General features: G+C 30.8%; 18 protein-coding genes. 12 read left to right on the top strand and 6 right to left on the bottom strand.

Annotated elements, in window-relative coordinates; translation table 11 throughout:
* Positions 1–2 precede the first annotated feature (2 nt).
* A complete protein-coding gene (locus KV700_RS10525; protein ID WP_166386015.1) occupies positions 3–260 on the bottom strand; it encodes a hypothetical protein in 258 nt (85 codons plus the stop codon).
* Positions 261–346: 86 nt separating this feature from the next.
* Complete coding sequence (gene pheS / locus KV700_RS10520) at positions 347–1,366, bottom strand: phenylalanine--tRNA ligase subunit alpha (protein ID WP_166386013.1); 1,020 nt, start codon at positions 1,364–1,366, stop codon at positions 347–349.
* Positions 1,367–1,500: 134 nt separating this feature from the next.
* Here pheS and KV700_RS10515 point away from each other — a divergent pair, with 134 nt between their 5' ends.
* The 7 genes from KV700_RS10515 (at position 1,501) to KV700_RS10485 (ending at position 10,625) form a co-directional block, all read left to right on the top strand.
* Entirely contained in the window at positions 1,501–4,533 is a 3,033-nt protein-coding gene (locus KV700_RS10515; protein ID WP_218597861.1) for a PEP/pyruvate-binding domain-containing protein, read from the top strand.
* A 177-nt stretch (positions 4,534–4,710) separates the two neighbouring features.
* Positions 4,711–6,048 carry an NADP-specific glutamate dehydrogenase gene (gene gdhA / locus KV700_RS10510; RefSeq protein ID WP_218597860.1) on the top strand — a complete coding sequence of 446 codons (1,338 nt, stop codon included), beginning with the start codon at positions 4,711–4,713 and terminating at the stop codon, positions 6,046–6,048.
* 377 nt (positions 6,049–6,425) lie between these two features.
* Positions 6,426–7,769: an NADP-specific glutamate dehydrogenase gene (gene gdhA / locus KV700_RS10505; protein ID WP_166386223.1), complete on the top strand. Its 1,344-nt coding sequence runs from the start codon at positions 6,426–6,428 to the stop codon at positions 7,767–7,769.
* Positions 7,770–7,858: 89 nt separating this feature from the next.
* A complete protein-coding gene (locus tag KV700_RS10500; protein ID WP_166386007.1) occupies positions 7,859–8,482 on the top strand; it encodes a LysE family translocator in 624 nt (207 codons plus the stop codon).
* Between the two features lie 6 nt (positions 8,483–8,488).
* A complete protein-coding gene (locus KV700_RS10495) occupies positions 8,489–9,109 on the top strand; it encodes a LysE family transporter (RefSeq protein WP_254712903.1) in 621 nt (206 codons plus the stop codon).
* Between the two features lie 57 nt (positions 9,110–9,166).
* On the top strand, positions 9,167–9,772 hold the full coding sequence (locus KV700_RS10490; RefSeq protein WP_166386005.1) for a LysE family transporter: 606 nt from the start codon (positions 9,167–9,169) through the stop codon (positions 9,770–9,772).
* Between the two features lie 10 nt (positions 9,773–9,782).
* A complete protein-coding gene (locus KV700_RS10485; protein ID WP_218597859.1) occupies positions 9,783–10,625 on the top strand; it encodes a S9 family peptidase in 843 nt (280 codons plus the stop codon).
* Between the two features lie 96 nt (positions 10,626–10,721).
* On the opposite strand, the gene KV700_RS10480 is transcribed toward KV700_RS10485, so the two are convergent.
* The 3 genes from KV700_RS10480 to KV700_RS10470 form a co-directional block, all read right to left on the bottom strand.
* Positions 10,722–12,293 (bottom strand): S41 family peptidase, encoded by a 1,572-nt coding sequence (locus KV700_RS10480; protein WP_218597858.1) that lies wholly within the window; start codon positions 12,291–12,293, stop codon positions 10,722–10,724.
* On the bottom strand, positions 12,283–12,711 hold the full coding sequence (locus tag KV700_RS10475) for a dCMP deaminase family protein (protein WP_165731347.1): 429 nt from the start codon (positions 12,709–12,711) through the stop codon (positions 12,283–12,285). The genes KV700_RS10480 and KV700_RS10475 overlap by 11 nt, the downstream gene beginning before the upstream one ends.
* Positions 12,712–12,923: 212 nt before the next feature.
* On the bottom strand, positions 12,924–13,505 hold the full coding sequence (locus KV700_RS10470) for a HupE/UreJ family protein (RefSeq protein WP_166385999.1): 582 nt from the start codon (positions 13,503–13,505) through the stop codon (positions 12,924–12,926).
* A 224-nt stretch (positions 13,506–13,729) separates the two neighbouring features.
* On the opposite strand from KV700_RS10470, the gene nirB reads away from it, so the two are divergent.
* From nirB to KV700_RS10445, 5 genes are all read left to right on the top strand, one after another.
* On the top strand, positions 13,730–16,243 hold the full coding sequence (gene nirB, locus KV700_RS10465) for a nitrite reductase large subunit NirB (RefSeq protein WP_218597857.1): 2,514 nt from the start codon (positions 13,730–13,732) through the stop codon (positions 16,241–16,243).
* Positions 16,244–16,406: 163 nt separating this feature from the next.
* A complete protein-coding gene (nirD, locus tag KV700_RS10460) occupies positions 16,407–16,784 on the top strand; it encodes a nitrite reductase small subunit NirD (RefSeq protein ID WP_166385995.1) in 378 nt (125 codons plus the stop codon).
* Between the two features lie 108 nt (positions 16,785–16,892).
* The gene (locus KV700_RS10455) at positions 16,893–17,477 is read left to right on the top strand and encodes a DUF4202 domain-containing protein (protein WP_218597856.1); all 585 of its coding nucleotides are present in this window, start codon (positions 16,893–16,895) and stop codon (positions 17,475–17,477) included.
* Between the two features lie 17 nt (positions 17,478–17,494).
* A complete protein-coding gene (locus KV700_RS10450; RefSeq protein ID WP_218597855.1) occupies positions 17,495–19,303 on the top strand; it encodes an ATP-binding protein in 1,809 nt (602 codons plus the stop codon).
* A 683-nt stretch (positions 19,304–19,986) separates the two neighbouring features.
* Complete coding sequence (locus KV700_RS10445) at positions 19,987–20,646, top strand: response regulator transcription factor (protein ID WP_218597854.1); 660 nt, start codon at positions 19,987–19,989, stop codon at positions 20,644–20,646.
* 86 nt (positions 20,647–20,732) lie between these two features.
* Here KV700_RS10445 and KV700_RS10440 read toward each other — a convergent pair whose 3' ends face one another.
* A complete protein-coding gene (locus KV700_RS10440) occupies positions 20,733–20,912 on the bottom strand; it encodes a hypothetical protein (RefSeq protein ID WP_166385987.1) in 180 nt (59 codons plus the stop codon).
* Positions 20,913–21,057: the final 145 nt, after the last annotated feature.

The following is a 21,057-nucleotide window of genomic DNA, read 5'->3' as shown; positions in this document are numbered from 1 at the left end:
AATTACCAAAGTTTATAAAACTCTTCTTTAGAGATAACGTCTCCGTCACATTCATCTATCGTTAAAGTTCCTTCACACAAACCACCAAACTCATCTTCTAGATGATCTTCGTTATATTTAGTCACTTTTTCGTTTTTATAAACAGTAATTTGTTTTAAAACTTCGTCTGCATCATTGGTTTCAAAATACCAAGTTGAGGTTCCCCAATCTGCATATTCATCATCTCTTTCTTCATCCCAAAATTGTGAAAAGTATTTCATTATATAAATTATTTTTTATTATTAAAATTTACAATACCTATTATACAAACATCTTAACTCTTTCCTTACTTAAAAGGTTAGAAATTTTATAAAACAGATTTAAATTGTTCTAAGAAACGTTTATCGTTTTCATAAAACATTCTAATATCTGGTATTTGGTATAACAACATGGCAATACGTTCTATTCCCATTCCAAAAGCATAACCAGAGTATTTTGTTGGATCTATATTTGCATTTTTTAATACATTAGGGTCTACCATTCCGCATCCCATAATCTCTAACCAACCGGTACCTTTTGTAATTTTATAATCTGTTTCTGTTTCTAATCCCCAATAAATATCTACTTCTGCACTTGGCTCTGTAAACGGAAAATAAGAAGGACGTAAACGTATTTTAGATTTACCAAACATCTCTTTAGTAAAGTATAAAAGTGTTTGTTTTAAATCGGCAAAAGAAACATCTGTATCAATATACAAACCTTCTACTTGATGAAAAATACAATGTGCTCTTGCAGAAATATCTTCATTTCTAAAAACTCTACCTGGAGAAATTGTTCTTATCGGTGGTTTATTTTCTTCCATATATCTTACTTGTACAGAAGATGTGTGTGTACGTAATAAAATATCTGGATCTTGTTCTATAAAAAACGTGTCTTGCATGTCTCTTGCCGGGTGATATTCTGGCAAGTTTAAGGCAGTAAAGTTATGCCAATCATCTTCTATCTCTGGACCTTCTGAAACCGTAAAACCAATTCTGTTAAAAACATCAATAATTTGGTTTTTTACCAATGAAATTGGATGACGAGAACCTAAGTTAATAGGCTCTGATGGGCGAGATAAGTCTCCATAAAAAGATTTATGACTTGTAGTACTGTCTAAAGACTCGCTTAACTCGGCAACTTTTCCTTCTGCAGATTTTTTTAAATTATTTAATGCTTGTCCAAAATCTTTACGCAACTCTGCGTCTACATTTTTAAATTCAGCAAATAAATCCTTAAGTAAGCCTTTGCTACCTAGGTATTTAATTCTAAAAGTTTCAACTTCTTCTTTTGTGCTTGCATTAAATGATTTTACATCACCAATCAGTTCTTTTACTTTATCTAACATTACATACTAAATTAGATGGCGAATTTACACATTTTTATTTTTGTTGAATCTAATTTTGAGCTGAATACTTACAAATTATTAATGTTCTAAACTAGAAAATTAATATATTGTAAGTTATATAAAACAGTATAATAATGAAAGAAAATATCTTATCTAATTTAAAAACGTATGCTTTTAAGGAGGTAACTTTTGATAAATTAATGCAAAATAGAATTAATAAGGTATTAATAGTTTGTTCTAACTACGATTTTTATATGCTTGAAGAAGATGGTAGAATTGAAGAACGAATTTTTAATGAATACACTTCTTTAAACCTAAGGCATCCACCAAACTTTATTCATGCAAATTCTGCTAAGAGAGCAATTAAAATGATGGAGACTCACCAAATAGACATTGTTATTACTTGGTTAGATATTGGTAATTACAATGCTTTTGAAACTTCAAAAAAAATTAAAGAAGCATACCCAAATGTTCCAATAGCAGCTTTAAGTCATCATTCTTCTCAATTAAGAAGTAAATTACAAAAAGAAAATACAGATAGTATAGATTTTGTTTTTCATTGGAATGGTAATGCAGATATATTTTTGGCAATTATTAAATTAACTGAAGATAGAATGAATGCTGAAGTTGATATTAATACGATTGGTGTTAAAGCCATTTTATTGGTAGAAGATTCACTGAAGTTTTATTCTAGATATATTCCGCTTATCTATAAAGTGATTCTTAAACAAACACAAGGATTAATGTCTGAAGGATTAAACGAGCATAGAAAAATGCTGTTAATGCGAGGGAGACCAAAAATTTTACTAGCCACTACTTTTGAAGAAGGTATTGAATTATTTGATACGTACAAAGAAAATTTACTAGGTGTAATTTCTGATGTTAATTACTTTAAAGACGGAGTTAGAAACAAAGAAGCAGGTTTTTTATTATTAGATTATGTAAGAAAATATAAACGTTATTTTCCTTTTTTAATGCAATCATCTAATGAAAATAATGAGAGGCGAACGTTAGAATTGAAAGGTAAATTTTTATATAAACACTCAGAAACTTTAGGAGTTGATATTAAAAATTACATTATAAAATACTTTGCTTTTGGAGATTTCGAGTTTTGGGATCCTACTCAAATGAAAGTTTTAGCAACAGCTAAAGATTTAGGAGAATTTCAAAGAGCTATAAAGAAAGTTACTGAAGATTGTTTGATGTATCACGCAAAAAGAAGTGAGTTTTCTAAATGGTTAAAATCTAGAGCGCTGTTTCCTTTAGCAGATTTATTGAGCGTTATAGAATATGATGAATTTGAAAACAATGGTCAAATAAGAGATTTCTTACTTAATTCTATTAAGTCATATTTAGTTTATAGATCTAGAGGTGTAATTGTAAAGTTTAACAAAGATAAATACGATGAGTTTGTTGGTTATGCACGAATTGGTGAAGGTGCTTTAGGAGGTAAAGCAAGAGGTTTAGCTTTTATAGATTCCTTTTTAAAACGCAATAATTTATATAACAAATATAAAAACGTAAGTATTACTATACCAAGAACTGTTGTAATAAGTACAGAAGTTTTTGATCAGTTTATAGAAACCCATAAACTAATAAAATTTGCAGCAAAATGTACAGATGATGATAAAATATTAAACGAATTTATTTCTAAAGATTTACCAGAATGGGCTTTAGAAGATATTAGAGCATTTTTAAAAACCACTACTTGTCCTATTGCAGTACGATCATCTAGTATGTTAGAAGACTCAAATTATCAGCCTTTTGCAGGTGTTTTTGCAACCTACATGATTCCAAATTCTGAAATAAACAAAAAAGTTGAAATGGTTTCTAATGCAATTAAATCTGTTATTGCATCTGCTTTTTTTGAAAACAGTAAAGCATATTTAAAAGCAATATCACATACTATAGAAGAAGATAAAATGGCTGTAATTTTACAAGAAGTTATCGGTAAGCCATATCAAGATGTATATTATCCAAACATTTCTGGGGTAGCACGTTCTATTAATTTTTATCCCATTGGAGATGAAAAGGCAAGTGAAGGAATTGCCAATATTGCTTTAGGTTTAGGGGAAATAATAGTGGGTGGCGGACAAACATTACGTTTTTCACCTTCTTATCCTAAAAAAATATTACAACTATCTTCTCCAGGTTCTACGCAAAGAGAAACGCAACAGTATTTTTATGGTTTAGATTTAAACCCAGATAGTTATAAGGTTTCAACTTGTGAAGCTATCAATAAAAAGAAGGTAACGATTAGAAAAGCAGAAAATCATGGGTCTTTAAAGTTTGTAGCATCTACCTATGATTTACAAAATAATATGATTAGACCTGGTGTAATGCATGATGGTATTCGTGTAATTACGTTCGATAATATTTTAAAATACAATACGTTTCCATTGCCAGAAATTTTACAAGAACTCTTACGTGTTGGGCAACGAGAAATGAGAAACCCAATAGAAATAGAATTTGCAGTAAAATTAGATGTTCCTACAGGTAAACCAAAAGAATTTAGCTTTTTGCAGATAAGACCCATCATAGAAAGTGTGGAAACCGTAAGTAAATTGCCTGAAAATTTAGATATTTCTGAAACCATCATTTATTCTGAATCCGCTTTAGGAAATGGTAAATATGAAAACATCTGTGATGTAGTTTATGTAAAACCAGAAACGTTTAATTCTGCAAATACAAGAGATATTGCAAGTGCAGTAGAAGAAATTAATAAAAAATTTGTGGCACTAGACAAACCCTATATTTTAGTGGGGCCCGGGCGTTGGGGATCTAGCGATTCTTGGTTAGGCATTCCGGTGCTTTGGTCTCAAATATCAGCAGCAAAAATAATTGTAGAATCTGGTTTAAATGATTTTAGAATAGACCCAAGTCAGGGAACCCATTTTTTTCAAAATTTAACCTCTTTTAAAGTGGGCTATTTAACTATAAACCCGTTTATAAAAGATGGCTTTTTTGATGTAGATTATTTAAATAATCAAGAAGCTGTTTTTGAAGATTCTTATTTAAGGCATATTTCTTTTAAAAAGGACCTTACTGTTATTATTGATGGTAAAAATAATAAAGCAGTTATTTTTAAAGAAGGTATTTCCTTGGAAAACAGTACTTCAAATAAAGAAGAATCATTTGAGGAATTACCTCCAGAAGGGTTTATGTAAAATGTATATATTATAAAAAAACACCTTAAATAAATGAATTAATATTCAGATTCTTAGAAAAAGGATAAAATATTGTTAATTGTCAAAAAACATGCTGACTATTTTATTTTAAAATCAATTTTAAAATGTATTTTTGAAGTACAAGTTATTCAATAAAAAATTACTAATTATACCATTATGAATGTAAAAGAAATTTTAACAAATTTGGAAACAAAACACCCTGGTGAAAAAGAATATTTACAGGCTGTTAAAGAGGTTTTAGAGTCTATTGAGACAATTTATAATGAAAATCCACAATACGAAGCGGCTAAAATTATTGAGCGTTTAGTAGAACCAGATAGAATTTTAACCTTTAGAATTTCTTGGATTGATGATGCAGGACAGGTTCAAGTAAATATTGGTCATAGAGTACAGTTTAATAATGCAATAGGACCATATAAAGGAGGTATTCGCTTACACCCAAGTGTAAACTTAAGTATCTTAAAATTTTTAGGATTCGAGCAAATATTTAAAAACGCCTTAACAACACTACCAATGGGAGGTGGAAAAGGTGGTTCTGACTTTAATCCAAAAGGAAAATCGGACACTGAGATTATGCGTTTTTGCCAAGCATTTATGTTAGAGTTATGGAGAATGATTGGACCTAGTACAGATGTACCAGCTGGAGATATTGGAACTGGTGGTAGAGAAATTGGGTTTATGTACGGTATGTACAAAAAATTACAACAAGAACATACAGGCGTTTTTACAGGAAAAGGTTTAAATTGGGGAGGAAGCTTAATAAGACCAGAAGCAACAGGTTTTGGTGGTGTTTACTTTACAAAAGAAATATTAGAAACTAAAAATGATAATTTTAAAGGTAAAATAGTAGCACTTTCTGGTTTTGGAAACGTAACGTGGGGTGTGGCTTTAAAAATTACAGAATTAGGCGGAAAAGTAGTTACAATTTCTGGTCCTGACGGATATATTTACGATGAAAAAGGTTTAGATGATGATAAAATTAGTTACTTATTACAGTTAAGAGCATCTAATAACGATATTGTTTCGCCGTATGTAGATGAATTTCCTGAAGCAAAATTTTATCCTAATGAAAAACCATGGAGTGTAAAATGTGATATTGCAATGCCTTGTGCTACTCAAAATGAATTAAATGGAGAAGATGCCTTAAAATTAATTGCAAATGGCGTACAGTATATTGCAGAAGTTTCTAATATGGGTTGTACTCCAGAAGCTGTTCATGCATTTCATGATGCTAAAATTTTATACGCACCTGGTAAAGCAGTAAATGCGGGTGGAGTTGGAGTTTCTGGTTTAGAAATGTCGCAAAATGCAATGAAACTAAACTGGACGAAAGAAGAAGTCGATGAAAAATTACATCAAATAATGCATTCAATTCATACAGCTTGTTTAGTATACGGAACAGAAGAAGATGGCTATGTAAATTATGTAAAGGGGGCAAATATTGCTGGTTTTATTAAAGTTGCAGATTCTATGTTAGACTTAGGAGTTATATAAAAAAATAAATTAAAGACTAAAACGCATCAATCCTTTTGATGCGTTTTTTTTTGATTTTTATATAAATATCTGGTAATCTCATTTATTTTATGAGTTATAACTGTATTTAAATAAATAAGTGCATGTTTTATAGACCTACTAAAAATCTTATATAAATGTTAGTTACCGTGATTAAAATAAAAATAGAACAGTAGTAAAATATAGTGATAATAAGAGCAGTTCTAAATAATAAAATTTAGTTTTTGCAAAGACTTATAGGTCTAATTTTAACGGATATGAATACATAATTTTGATTATTTTAAGATTACTAATATTGAAAATAACTTATATTTGTTTTCGTTAAATGTTTATAAAATTCAAAAAAAATGCTTACAAAAATAGAGACCCAAATAGAAGATTTTATGCAGTTGGTTGAAAAAAGAAACAGCCATGAACCTGAGTTTTTACAAGCAGTTAAAGAAGTTGCCGAAACTTTAATTCCTTTTATTATTGAAAATAAAAAGTATTACGGCAAAAATATTTTATTAAGAATGGTAGAACCTGAAAGATTAATTTCTTTTAGAGTTACATGGATAGATGATAAAGGAGAAATAAGAGTTAATAGAGGCTATAGAGTACAAATGAATTCTGCAATTGGCCCCTACAAAGGTGGTTTAAGATTTCATCCATCTGTAAATGCTAGTATTTTAAAGTTTTTGGCTTTTGAGCAAGTATTTAAAAACTCTTTAACAACATTACCAATGGGTGGTGGTAAAGGAGGTGCAGATTTTGATCCGAAAGGAAAATCTGATCGTGAGATTATGAGTTTTTGCCAAAACTTTATGAGTGAATTGCAAAAACATATTGGACCAAATACAGATGTGCCTGCCGGAGATATTGGCGTTGGAGGAAGAGAAATTGGCTATTTGTTTGGAATGTATAAAAAATTGAGAACAGAATTTACAGGCGTTTTAACAGGAAAAGGAATAGAATATGGTGGCTCATTAATAAGACCAGAAGCTACAGGTTACGGTACTGTATATTTTGCAGCATCTATGCTAAAACGTAAAAACGAATCTTTTAAAGGAAAAAATGTAGTGATTTCTGGATCAGGAAATGTTGCACAATATGCAGCTGAAAAAGCTATTGAATTTGGAGCAAAAGTATTAACGCTTTCAGATTCTGGAGGATATATTTACGATGAAGATGGTATTGATGCAGAAAAATTAAACCACATTATGTATCTTAAAAATGAAAAACGTGGCAGAATTAGCGAATATTTAGAAGAATACCCAAAAGCAAAATATTTTAAAGGAGAAAGACCTTGGTCTGTTAAATGTGATATTGCATTGCCATGTGCTACTCAAAACGAGTTAAATGGTGAAGAAGCAAAAACATTAATTAACAACGGTTGTATCTGTGTAACTGAAGGTGCAAATATGCCTTCTACACCAGAGGCTGTTCATGAATATCAAAAAGCAAAAATATTATTTGCTCCAGGTAAAGCATCTAATGCTGGTGGTGTTGCAACTTCTGGTTTAGAAATGAGTCAGAATTCATTAAGGTTAAACTGGTCTAGTGAAAAAGTAGATGAAAAGTTAAAAGAAATTATGCAAAAAATACATGATTCTTGTGTAGAATATGGTGAAAATGAAGATGGATCTATAGATTATATAAAAGGAGCAAATATTGCAGGTTTTGTAAAGATTGCAAATGCAATGTTAGCGCAAGGTGTAGTATAGTAAAAAATTCTTATAAGTTATTATATAAATGAAACGCGTCAATTTTTTGGCGCGTTTTTTTGTTTATTTGCCTATATAAAAAATAATTCATGAGCTTTCTAATTTTTATTTTCTTAGGTTTTACTGTTGCTGTTGTAGGTAGTATAACACCCAGTTTTTTAAATTTAACAGTCGTTAAATTCAGTTTAAGAAATGGCAAAAAAGCAGCATTTTATCTTATTGGTGGTTACGCTACCGTTTTATTTTTTCAAGCCAATATAGGTGCCTATTTATCGAGTATATTAATGGAAAACTCAGAGTACATAACCTTATTACAAAAGGTAGGTACAGGTATTCTCTTGTTATTATCTATTAATTTTTTTAGACTGTATTTTACATCAAAAGAAAAGAACGTAAAAGAAGAAATACCTAAATCTAAAGCTTACTTACATGGTATTGGTATGTCTCTTTTAAACACTATTGCAATTCCATTTTATTTTACAACTATTTCTGTTTTAATAGGATTAGAATATTTTGAATATTCTTACGTAAATGGATTTTATTTTTCAATTGGTTCTACAATTGGTTCTTTTACATTATATTCATTGTATGCAATTGTTGCCAAAAAAATTGAACATAAACTAACTTTTATTGCTTCTAAAATGGATTTAATTTTAGGGTGTTTAACAGGTGTCGTTGCTGTAGGAAACTTCGTTTTTCTACTCTATAAATAATTTATTTTGAATATCTTTTTACTTTTTTTCTTCGGATTTATTTTCTCTTTTGTAGGCTCTATAACACCAAGTATGTTAAATATGACGGCGTTAAAAATTAGCTTAGAAAAAGGAAAACAAGCTGCAAACAAATACGCATTCGGAGTTTCTTTAATTATCATTCCTCAAGTGATAATAGCCGTTATTTTAATCAAATACATTGCACAAAACCCAACCATCTTAGAAACCTTAGAAAAAGTAGGAATCGTTGTTTTTATAGCTTTATCTTATTATTTTTATAAAGAATCTAAAAAAGGAAAAATAAAGATTGATGCAGTAAAAACTAAAAATAGAAACCCATTGCTAACAGGTATTGCACTATCTATTTTAAACATGTTTGGCATTCCTTTTTTTAGTGGAACAATTATTACGTTAGATGTTTTTAAGCTCTTTAGTTTTGATGCTGTTTCTGTATTTTTTTTCACCTTAGGATCTGTGTTAGGAACATTCTATATTCTATTTTTATATGGGAAATTTGCAAAAATAATTCAACAGAAAACAGGGGAACTCACAAAAGACATCAATTTAATCTTGTCTATTCTAACAGGTTTGGTCGCTGTTTTTTCTCTTATAAAACAGTTGTTTTAATTATAATAGTAATTTTTAAACATTACTTTCGACTTAATTATTACTAAATAAAGTAACATGATTTCTCTTTTTTTCTTTGGTTTTGTTTTTTCCTTTTTAGGATATACGCTACCAAGTGTCTTAAATATGACTGCCTTAAAAATTAGTTTAGAAGCTAATAAAAGAGAGTTTACCAAGTTTATATTAGGTGTTTCTATGGTTGTTTTTATGCAAGTATATTTTTCTATTTATATTATAGAATACGTTTCTAAAAACCCAACATTTTTAGAAATATTAGAAAAAACAGGCGTTGTAGTTCTTGTTTTTTTATCTGTTTACTTTTTTAAACAAAACAATAAAGAAAAGAAACAACTAGAAATTAAACACAAGAATACTTTTTTTACAGGCGTTATCTTATCATTATTAAATATGTTTGCAATTCCTTTTTTCTGCGGGTCAACAGCTTTTTTAATTACATTTAATAGCTTTAGTTTTGATCTGGTTTCAATACTACTTTTTGTGTTTGGTTCTGTACTTGGTACGTATCTTATATTGTATTTATACGGACGTTTCGCAAAATTGATTCAACAAAAAACTGGAAATTTAACCAACAATATAAATTTACTACTTAGTTTTATTACAGGTGGTTTTGCATTGGTAACATTTCTTAAATTTGTAATATAATTGACATAAGATGAATAGAATTAAAAATATAGTTGTTCAAGGAAAACACAGCAAACCCATAGTAACAGATGTTTTTTACAAAGAGAATCATCAACCAAAAAAAGTAGTTATTTTTTGTCATGGTTACAAAGGTTTTAAAGATTGGGGCGCTTGGAATTTAATGGCAGACGCTTTTGCAGAAGCAGGTTTTTTCCTTATAAAATTCAACTTTTCTCATAACGGAGGTACCGCTGAAAACCCAATTGATTTTCCAGATTTAGAAGCGTTTGGGAATAATAATTATACCAAAGAATTAGACGATTTAGAAAGTGTTATCGATTGGATTTCATCTGAAGAAAAATTTAAAAATGAAGTAGCTGTTAATGATATTTCAATAATAGGACATAGTAGAGGTGGCGGAATTGTATTGCTAAAAGCAAATGAAGATGCAAGAGTGAAAAAAGTAATTTCCTTAGCTGCAGTGTGCGATTTTGGTTCTAGAAGCTCAACAATTGGCGATTTAGAAAACTGGAAGAAAACAGGTGTTAAATACGTTTTAAATGGAAGAACAAAACAAAATATGCCACATTTCTATCAGTTTTATTTAGATTTTAAAGAAAATGAAACACGTTTAAATATTCAGAAAGCGGTAGCAAAATTAAAAATTCCACAGTTAATAATTCACGGAGATAAAGATACTTCTGTCCCTATTGATGAAGGTAAAAATATACATTCTTGGAATGCTGAAAGTCAATTTGAAATCATTAAAAATGCAGATCATGTTTTTAATGTTTCTCATCCTTGGAAAAAGGAAAACATGTCTAAAGAATTAGAGGAGGTAACTGAGCTTTGTATCTATTTTTTAAAGAATTAGCCATTTCTCAATCGCTTGAAAAAAGCTCATTTCGGAATGACAAATAGCGTAAAACACTGAATACTGCTACTGTAAACTGAATACTAAAACCACTAACTATTTCTCACTTTCCAATTCTAAAACCTTCTGAATCATTTTATCATCCTGATGCATAATTCTGTAAAAACCAACATCACCAAAAAGCGTATTTGCAATAGCTGCTTTTAAATATTTTTTTAAATTTTGACTAGTATTAAAAGAAGGTTTAGGTCTATCTTTAATCTCAGATAAGTAGCTGTTAAAAACAGTTTCATCAGTATCAAAATCTGTAATATAATTAGCTATTGTCCATTTTTGTAGCTTTTTTCTATTGTTATCAACATAATCAAAAGCAAAATCATTAATAGTATTAAAATAGAAACCATTCATATAAGAAGTGGTGTCTATTGGCACAAAAACATCCGGAATAATACCTCCACCACCATAAACAACCTTTCCTTTTGGGGTTGTATATTTTAAAGAATCTACTACCTTTATACTGTCTTTACTTAACAGCTCTCCACTAGAAATTCTCTTTTGGTAATCGGTATAATAGTTCTTGTTTCCTTCGTGGTCATAAGGTTTTTGAATAGATCTCCCCGTTGGCGTATAATAACGAGCCGTTGTTAAACGCACTGCAGAACCATCGCCTAAATCCATTTCTATTTGTACCAAACCTTTTCCAAAAGAACGACGACCAATAATGGTTCCTTTGTCATTATCTTGTAAAGCACCAGCTAAAATTTCTGATGCAGAAGCAGAGTTTTCATCAATTAAAACATACAAACCACCTTTTTCAAAATCACCTTTAGCGGTTGCAAAAGATTCATCAATTTCGTTTTTATTGTTTTTAGTAAAAACAATTAGTTTATCATCTTCTAAAAATTCATCAATAATACTATTTGCAATGTCTATAAAACCGCCACCATTGCCTCTAATATCCAGAATTAAATCGGTCATTCCCTCATTAATTAAGGTGTTTAACGCAGGTTTAAATTCACTGTAGGTATTTCTTGCAAAACGATCTAGTTTAATATAACCAACAGAATCGTTAATCATATACGCTAAATCAACACTTTTAATATTTACATTTCCACGAGTCACAGAAACGGTAAAGGTAGAATCGATACTTTTTCTATAAATTTTAAGAGCAACTTTAGTGTCTGGTTTCCCTTTTAAATAACCAGGTACTTTATCTGTGTACATTTTTTTACCATACAAAGTATCTGCATTTGCCATTAAAATTCGGTCTCCTGCCTTAATTCCTGCTTTTATACTTGGGCCACCTTTTATAGGTTGAATAACGGTAATTGAATCTTCAATCATTCTAAACTGAACGCCAATTCCCACAAAATTACCTTGCATATTTTCTGTAACAGCTTGCAGTTTTTCTTTAGGAATATACACAGAATGCGGATCTAGTTTACCCAACATTTGCGTAATAGCTCCGTCTAAAAGACTTTCTGTATTTACAGTATCTACGTAGTCTTTTTCAATAAAATTAATAAGTTTTCTTATTTTTAGTTCTTGAGACGAATTTTTATTTAAAGACAACATATTGCTACCACTTCCGTTAAGCGAAAGTCCAATTAGTAAACCAATAATAACTGCTAAAGATAAATATATAGGGAGGTTGTTTCTATTCTTCATAAGGTAAATGCATAATTTCTACGCCTGCTTTTTCTAGAAAATTGATACCAGAAGTATCCTTGTATGATTCTGCATACACAACACGTTTTATTCCTGCTTGGTGAATTAATTTGCTGCACTGAGTACACGGAGATAAGGTAATATATAAGGTTGCACCCTCTGCAGATTGGGTAGAAGACGCCACTTTTAAGATCGCGTTTGCCTCTGCGTGTAAAACTTCCCACTTTGTAACTCCATTACAATCTTCGCAAGAATTATCAAAACCAGTTGGTGTTCCGTTAAAGCCATCAGAAATAATCATTCTGCCTTTTACAATTAACGCACCTACTTGTTTACGTTTGCAATGAGAGAGTTTCCCCCATTCGCGAGCCATTTTTAAATAAGCCCTATCGTATTTTAATTGTTTCTTTTCAGTCATACAGAACGAAAGTAAAAAGATTTAAATAAATATGACGTTAATAATTAGACAAAATTTATTTTCAGCTGTCAAGAATAACTTTTTGGGCGTTCCCTTACAGGTCGGGCTTTCCGCTACAATCTTTTTATTCATCCTTCATAAAAAGGATTTTCACTGCAATCCCTAACGCATCTAGTTTGTAAACAGTAGTTTAATGCTTCAAAATTATAGCTTTACCAAAACACTCTATCTAGCATCATTTGTATGGCAAAACCAATAACAATAGATGAGCAAACTAAAATCCAATCTCTTCTGGTAACTCTAATAAAATTCTGAAGTAATGCACCAATAATTAAAATACCTAAAACAATAATAATCTGAGCCGCTTCTATACCTAAAGCAAATTCTAAAAGTGGTAACAATTTACTTTCTTCTTTGCCAACCATCATTTTAAAGTAATTAGAAAAACCCAATCCATGAATAAAACCAAAAAGAACAGCAAACAATAAGTTGATGCTTTGTTTACCAGAAGATGCCTTTTTAGCTGTAAGCACATTTACCAGTCCGGTTATAAAAATAGTTACCGGAATCGCAAACTCAATAAGATCCATTTTTACTTTTAGAATTCCGTAAGCAGATAAAGCCAATGTAATAGAATGTCCGATAGTAAATAAAGTAACCAACCATAAAACTTTTTTCCATTGGTGAAAGCTAAAAACTACAGCCAAAACAATTAAAAATAAAATATGATCGTACGCAGCTAAGTCTAACACATGGTTTAAACCCATTTTAAAATACAGTAAAAAATCGTCCATTTAATAAAAATCGTTAGGTGATTGTCAAAGATATTAAAAACTGTAATCGTATTAAAGCTTAAATACACTATTAACAATTCTGATTGCTAAATTTTAAATAATATTAAATTTATAAGTATTCATTTCTTTAAATCAATAATAATTTGATTAATACGTAAATATTACAACTAAAAATACGTATAAATACGTAATAATACTTAGTTTTGTGATTCAAATACGTAATTATGAAAACAGTTATAGTTGTCGGAAACGGAATGGTTGGTTATAAATTTTGTGAAAAATTTGCAGCAACTCCAGAAAGTAAAAATTTTAAAGTTATTGTTTTTGGTGAAGAGCCAAGACCTGCTTATGATAGAGTCCATTTAAGTGAGTTTTTCGAAAACCAAGATGCAAAAGCCTTAGAAATGGCACCTGCAGAATGGTACAAAGAAAACGGAATAGATTTAGTTGTTAACGAAAGAGTTTCTGATATACAAAGAGAAACAAAAACAATTATTACTGCAAAAAATAGAGTGCTTAATTACGATTACTTAGTTTTAGCTACAGGTTCTTCTGCTTTTGTTCCGCCAATTAAAGGCGTAGAAAAAGAAGGTGTTTTTGTATACAGAACCATCGAAGATTTAGAAGGAATGCTAGCGTATGCAGCAAAACTGAAAGAAAAAAATCCGAATGCAAGAGCTGCCGTTTTAGGTGGAGGATTGTTAGGTTTAGAAGCTGGTAAAGCGGTTATGGATATGGGTTTAGAACCTCATATTGTAGAGTTTGCGCCTAAATTAATGCCAAGACAATTAGATGCAAGAAGTAGTAAAGTATTGCAATTAAAATTAGAATCTATAGGATTAAATATACATTTAAGTAAAGCAACCAATCAGATTTTAGGAGACGATGCTATTACAGGAATGGAGTTTGGCGAAGACGATGTTTTAGATGTAGAAATGTTAGTGGTTTCTGCCGGAATTAGACCAAGAGACGAGCTTGGTAAAACTTCTGGTTTAGAAATGGGTGTTCGTGGCGGAATTGTAGTCAACAACAAAATGCAAACTTCCGACGAAAATATTTTTGCAATTGGAGAGGTTGCTTTGTACAATCAAATGATTTATGGTTTAGTTGCTCCTGGTTACGATATGGCGGGTGTTGCGGTGAATCAAATTATTGGAAATACAGAAGAGTTAATGCCTGCAGAAATAGATATGTCTACCAAATTAAAATTAATTGGTGTAGATGTAGCAAGTTTTGGAGAGCCTTTTATGCCAGCATCAAAAGGACATTCTGTTATTTTCGAAAACAAAACACAACATTTATATAAAAGAATTAACGTTAGTTTAGATGGTAAATCTTTATTAGGAGGAATCTTAGTAGGTGATGCATCCGACTATAATATGTTACATCAAGTATTTTTAAACGGAATGGCAATTCCAGAAGATGCAGCACAATTAATATTACCAGCAACAGAAGGCGGAGCTTTTGGTAGCGCATTAGATTTGCCAGACACAGCGCAAATTTGTTCTTGTGAAAATGTAACGAAAGGTCAGATTTGTGGCGCCATAAAAGATGGTTCTTGTGAGGATTTAGCCGGAGTTATATCATCAACAAAAGCAAGTACAAGTTGTGGTGGTTGTAAACCAATGGTTACAGATTTAGTAAACGAAACCTTAAAATCGTTAGGAAAAACGGTTAAAAATGTAATTTGTGAACATTTTGAATATAGCAGACAAGAATTATACGGAATTATAAAAGCTAAAAAACTGACTTCCTTTAACGAAGCGTTAGATACTTGTGGAACCGGACATGGTTGTGAAACGTGTAAGCCTTTGGTTTCTTCAATTTTTGCAAGTTTATATAATGACACGCCAAATAAAGAAGACGTTACCCAAGATACCAACGATAAATTTTTAGCCAACATTCAGCGTAACGGAACGTATTCTGTAGTGCCAAGAATTGCTGGTGGAGAAATTACACCAGAAGGTTTAATTGTTTTAGGTACAATTGGTGCTAAATATAATTTATACACAAAAATTACTGGTGGAGCGCGTATTGATTTCTTTGGTGCAGAATTAAACGATTTACCTGCCATTTGGAAAGAGTTAATTGCTGCTGGTTTTGAAAGCGGACATGCATACGGAAAATCTTTAAGAACGGTAAAAAGTTGTGTGGGTTCTACGTGGTGTCGTTATGGTTTAGATGAAAGTATCACGTTTGCCATCGAATTAGAAAACAGATATAAAGGGTTGCGTTCTCCGCATAAAATTAAAGGTGGTGTTTCTGGTTGTATTAGAGAATGTGCAGAAGCAAGAGGTAAAGATTTTGGAATTATAGCTGTAGAAGGTGGTTGGAATCTTTATGTTGGTGGAAATGGTGGAGCAACACCAAGACACGCACAGTTATTAGCAGAAAAAATAGACAACGAAACAGTTATAAAATATTTAGACAGATACTTAATTTATTACATACAAACGGCTGCTCCGTTAATGAGAACTGCTGCTTGGTTAGATAAATTAGAAGGCGGAATAGAGCAATTGAAAAAAGTGGTTGTAGAAGACAGTTTAAATATTGTTGAAGATCTAGAAAAAGAAATGCAATTCTTAGTAGATGCTTACGAATGTGAGTGGAAACAAGCAATTGAAAACGAAGAAACAGAAAAACGTTTTCAGCATTTTGTAAATTCAGAAGATAGAGATGATAACTTGGTATTTGTGCCTCTACGTGATCAGAAAATGCCAGAACTTTGGAAAAATTAAAGATAAATTAAGAAATAAAAATAGCTCGATACAATTTTGCAAAAAAGCAAAATAACTCGATGTGACAACACTAAATTAGAACTATTAAAACGTACTGTCAGTTCGAGTGAAATTTCTTTTTAAGAAATTATGTATCGAGAACACATCAACAAAAACAACAATTATGGACACATTACTTTTAAAATACAAAACAGTAAAAGAAGCAGATGTAAAAGTTTGGTTTAAAGCAGCATCAGTTAGTGCATTTCCAAAAGATGGTGGCGCCTGTGTAAAGTATAAAGACTTACAAATTGCAGTTTTCAATTTTTCGAGATTAGGTAAATGGTATGCTTGTCAGAATTTATCACCAGAAAAGCAAGAAAACGTATTGTCTAGAGGTATGTTAGGCGATCATAAAGGGATTCCTAAAATTGCGTGTCCGTTGCATAAAAAAACGTTTTCATTAGAAACGGGCGAAAATTTAAATGCAGATTTAGCACCTATTGCTGTGTATCCTATTAAGATTGAAGCAGAAAATGTGTATATTGGCTTCTCAGAATAGAAAAATGAAAATGGTTTTTTCTATTTAGATTCCTGTTTTTACAGGAATGACAATTTTAACGGATACTACCAAGAAAATTGGTAGCACGTTTTTAAATAAACACAAAAGATGAAGCCAACAAGATTTGAAACTGCCATTGCATTAATAGATAAAAAAAATGCAGAAGACCCAAACACCTATCAAGTTTCTGGATTAGAGTATCCTAAAGAGTTATTGTACTCGCAAAGGATGACGAGAAAGTTGCTTCAGTTTGACTCTAATGCATCAAAGGCACTTCAGATTTCTGTAAGAGGTCATCATATTTGTCGTTGGAAAATTGGTAGAAAAGAATATCCAATGGATAGAGTTGGATATTTAAAATGGCGTGAAGAATTAAAAAAGATGCATGCAAGTACTACCGGAGAAATTCTAGAACAAGTTGGTTTTGATGAACAATTTGTAGACAGAGTAGAAAAAATTATCTTAAAAAAACTCATAAAGAAAAACGAAGAATCTCAAACTTTAGAAGACGTTATTTGTCTGGTTTTTCTAGATTATTATTTTGATGAATTTGCAGCAAAACATACCGATGAAAAAATTATCGATATTTTAAAGAAAACATGGGTAAAAATGTCTGACAATGGACATGCAGCTGCCTTAAAAATTCCATTTTCAGAAAAAAGTTTGGCCTTGGTAAAACAAGCTATTTCATAAACAAAATGTAATTTATTATGACTAAAAACGGCAATTCATTAGACCAAAGAACGTTTAATAAATTAAGCCGTTTATATATTGTGGCATTAAGTACTATTGCACTTTCTGTAATTATTAGTCAGGTTTTAGTTCGCAATCATTTAGAAACTCAAAAAAGTGATTCTACCGTAATTAATGTTGCTGGTAGACAAAGAATGCTGAGTCAGAAATTAACCAAAGAAATAGTTTCTCTTTTGGTTTCTTCGGATGAAAAAAATAGAATTCTCCTTAAAAATAAAATAACAGCCACACTTTATTTGTGGGAATTATCTCATACGTCACTTCAAAAAGGAAATGACAGTTTAGGGCTTCCTAAGCAGAATAGTGATAAAATTAAAAGCAAGTTTATAGCAATTAACCCTGTTTTTGAGACTATTCAAAAAGCATCAAAGGCAATTATAGAAAAGTTAGATAATGCTACTATTTCTGTAGAAGAATTAACTTCGGATATTAAAAAAGTAACTAATAATGAAGGTTCTTTTTTGTTGATAATGGATGAAATTGTAAATCAGTACGATTTAGAAGCCGATGAAAAAGTAGTTTGGTTAAGAAAATTAGAACTTTCTTTAATGGGTTTAACATTATTGATTCTTTTAGGAGAATTAGTATTTATTTTTTGGCCGGCAGCAAAATCGGTAAAAGCAACATTATCAGATTTATTATTTGCAGAAAAGAAGGCTAAAAAAATGGCTTTTGATGCAGATGAGTTAAGTCTTTCTAAAGAAAAATCAATAAAAGAATTACGCGCTTTAAGTCATGCTATGGATGAAACTTTGTTGTTTGCAAGAGTCTCTCCAAGTGGAAATTTAATTCATATGGGAAATAAGTTTTCTCGTTTGTTTAAGTTATCAAAATTTAAAAAAGAAGTATTGTTTTGGACTGTTTTATCGAGCAATGAAAACGAGCAATTACTAATTGAAGACTTAATTAATAGTCATAAAAAAACGGGTTGGCAAGGTGAAGTAAAAGCAACCATAAAAGGCGATATAGCAATTTGGTTAGAAATGTCTATAGTTCCGTATAGACCTACAGAAGAAAGATCTGAATTGTTAATTATTGCATCAGAAATTACAGATAGAAAAGTAGCTCAAATAGAAATAGAAAGACTTACAGAAGAAAGTTTTGAAGAGAAAATTAGTCAGCAAAAAATAATCTCTAGTAAGATTATTGAAAATCAAGAAAAAGAACAAAACAGAATTGCCAAAGACGTACATGACGGAATTGGGCAAATGCTAACTGGATTAAAGTACAATCTAGAAAGCATCAATATGAATGATATTGAGAAAACGACTTTAAAAATTGAACACCTAAAAGAATTAACTACCAATATTATAAAAGGCGTTAGAACCGCTACGTTTAACTTAACGCCGCCAGAATTATCAGATCACGGAATTGTGCCTGCAATTACCAAGTTAACGCATGAATTAGGAAGATTAACAGGAAAGGAAATCATCTTTTTTAATAAAACAGGTTTTAACGAACGGCTAGATTCTTTAGTAGAAATTAATATTTATAGAATTGTACAAGAGGCTATTAATAATGCTATTAAATACGCAGATTCTTCACATATTTTAGTGTCTCTTTCTCATAGCCAAAATATTTTAAGTATAAATATTGATGATGACGGACAAGGTTTTGAACCATCCAAAATAAAGAAAGTTAAAAATGGAGATGGTGGCATGGGAATGACGTTTATGAAAGAGCGTATTAAATATATTGATGGTCGTTTGTTTTTAAATTCTGAATTAGGAAAAGGAACTAGAGTTACATTGAATATTCCTATTTAATAGTCCATCTTAATCTTCCCATTTCGTCTGCGCTCAATGCAGGCTCCAGGAAGAAACACAATACCCACACCACTTTGGGTCTTAGCGATAGAAATCCTACAAAAGTGATAGCACAATATTTTTCTATATTCCTATGTGGTCAATTTTTATAAACTATAAAGTTTATATTGGTTTATAATTGTGTTGAAGATTGTTACGGTACTCGTTACAAACGAGCACTAGCGTGGGAATACAATACGCACACCACTTTGCGTCTTAGCGCCTTAGCGAGAAAAAAAATACAACAATGATACCGCTATGTTTTTCTATGTTCCTATGTGGTTAATTTTTATATATCATAAAGTATATTGATTTATAATTGTTACGGTACTCGTTACAAATGAGCACTAGCGTGGATTTCTCCTATCGTCGAAAAGACAAACTGCACGTAAAAATAACCACTCAATTTGTCACTTCGAAGTATTGAGAATTCTCATAACAGTAATACCACAACAACACAAACCAAGCCTTATGTGATTTCTCCTATCGTCGAAATGACAAACTGGATGTAGAAAGCACCACTCAATTTGTCACTTCGAAGTATTGAGAAGTCTCATAACAGTGATAACACAAAACTCCACATTATATAAATACGTAGTTTTACTTAAAAACCTTATTTTTGTACGTATAAAATAGTTACAATTATGATAAATGTAGTTTTAGCAGACGACCATGTTTTGGTACGAGACGGAATAAAAGCACTTTTAGAAGATCAAACAGGAATTACTGTGATTGATGAAGCTTCTAACGGAAAAGAAGCGCTAGAAGTTATTGCTAAAAACAAACCGCACGTTCTTATTGTAGATATTCGTATGCCGGAAATGAACGGAATTGAAGTAGTTGCAGAAATTACTAAAAACAAGATTGATGTAAAAACTCTTGTACTTTCTATGCACGATTCTGAAGAATACGTAGTAAAATCGATTCAAGCAGGAGCCGATGGTTATTTATTAAAAGGAGCAAGTAAAGAAGAGTTTTTAAAAGCTGTAAATAATGTAGCTGCAGGAGATAAGTATTTTACGGGTGATGTTTCTACCATTATCATGAACAATTTTGTAAACGGAAATACTGCTAGAAAAGAAGAGGCGAAAACAGTTATAAAAGAACTTCCTTTTAAATTGACAAAGAGAGAAAGACAAGTACTGACTTTAGTTTTAGAGTTAAAGAATAATAAAGATATTGCTGATGAACTAGCAATTAGTAAACGTACTGCAGAAGTACATCGTTTTAACTTAATGAAGAAACTAGAAGCTAAAAACCTACAAGAATTAACCAATAAAGCGAAAGAATATCAGTTAATATAGAATAAACCGCAAAGCTCAGCTCGCAAAGAAAAGAATCTCTGTGCATCTCTGAGTTTCTTAGCGCATCTCTGTGTAACAACTAATACTTACTTTTTCGTTTGATTTTTTTTTAATTTATCAATTACAAATACACTGTATATCATAATTAGTAAGCCAAGAATCATAGCGCTATATTGTAAATTTCTATAATCAGCTAAAAATGTCATTCCGATTGTTGAAAGTGCCATTCCAAGTACAAATAGGTTTATTCCTTTATTATTTTTCATTTTTGTTCTGTTTATTTTCAATTGATTAGTAGTATAATTGAACTATTTGTTACAATTTATCTCTTGATTTTTAATTGAATAGCATCATTTTATATAATACACCTTTTTCATACCAATTATTTTTAAACCCCAATTTTATCAAATT

Origin of the sequence: Polaribacter sp. NJDZ03 (assembly GCF_019263805.1) — a bacterium.
Classification (GTDB): domain Bacteria; phylum Bacteroidota; class Bacteroidia; order Flavobacteriales; family Flavobacteriaceae; genus Polaribacter.
This window is presented reverse-complemented; position numbering and strand designations above follow the sequence as displayed.

Bases quoted from the DNA above. Each gene is read 5' to 3' on its own strand.
- KV700_RS10440 (WP_166385987.1), bottom strand. From the start codon at position 20,912: ATGAAAAATAATAAAGGAATAAACCTATTTGTACTTGGAATGGCACTT.
- KV700_RS10475 (WP_165731347.1), bottom strand. From the start codon at position 12,711: ATGACTGAAAAGAAACAATTAAAATACGATAGGGCTTATTTAAAAATG.
- KV700_RS10525 (WP_166386015.1), bottom strand. From the start codon at position 260: ATGAAATACTTTTCACAATTTTGGGATGAAGAAAGAGATGATGAATAT.
- KV700_RS10515 (WP_218597861.1), top strand. From the start codon at position 1,501: ATGAAAGAAAATATCTTATCTAATTTAAAAACGTATGCTTTTAAGGAG.
- KV700_RS10470 (WP_166385999.1), bottom strand. From the start codon at position 13,505: ATGGACGATTTTTTACTGTATTTTAAAATGGGTTTAAACCATGTGTTA.
- nirB (WP_218597857.1), top strand. From the start codon at position 13,730: ATGAAAACAGTTATAGTTGTCGGAAACGGAATGGTTGGTTATAAATTT.
- KV700_RS10455 (WP_218597856.1), top strand. From the start codon at position 16,893: ATGAAGCCAACAAGATTTGAAACTGCCATTGCATTAATAGATAAAAAA.
- KV700_RS10445 (WP_218597854.1), top strand. From the start codon at position 19,987: ATGATAAATGTAGTTTTAGCAGACGACCATGTTTTGGTACGAGACGGA.
- KV700_RS10450 (WP_218597855.1), top strand. From the start codon at position 17,495: ATGACTAAAAACGGCAATTCATTAGACCAAAGAACGTTTAATAAATTA.
- KV700_RS10485 (WP_218597859.1), top strand. From the start codon at position 9,783: ATGAATAGAATTAAAAATATAGTTGTTCAAGGAAAACACAGCAAACCC.
- KV700_RS10500 (WP_166386007.1), top strand. From the start codon at position 7,859: ATGAGCTTTCTAATTTTTATTTTCTTAGGTTTTACTGTTGCTGTTGTA.
- nirD (WP_166385995.1), top strand. From the start codon at position 16,407: ATGGACACATTACTTTTAAAATACAAAACAGTAAAAGAAGCAGATGTA.
- gdhA (WP_218597860.1), top strand. From the start codon at position 4,711: ATGAATGTAAAAGAAATTTTAACAAATTTGGAAACAAAACACCCTGGT.
- KV700_RS10490 (WP_166386005.1), top strand. From the start codon at position 9,167: ATGATTTCTCTTTTTTTCTTTGGTTTTGTTTTTTCCTTTTTAGGATAT.
- pheS (WP_166386013.1), bottom strand. From the start codon at position 1,366: ATGTTAGATAAAGTAAAAGAACTGATTGGTGATGTAAAATCATTTAAT.
- KV700_RS10480 (WP_218597858.1), bottom strand. From the start codon at position 12,293: ATGAAGAATAGAAACAACCTCCCTATATATTTATCTTTAGCAGTTATT.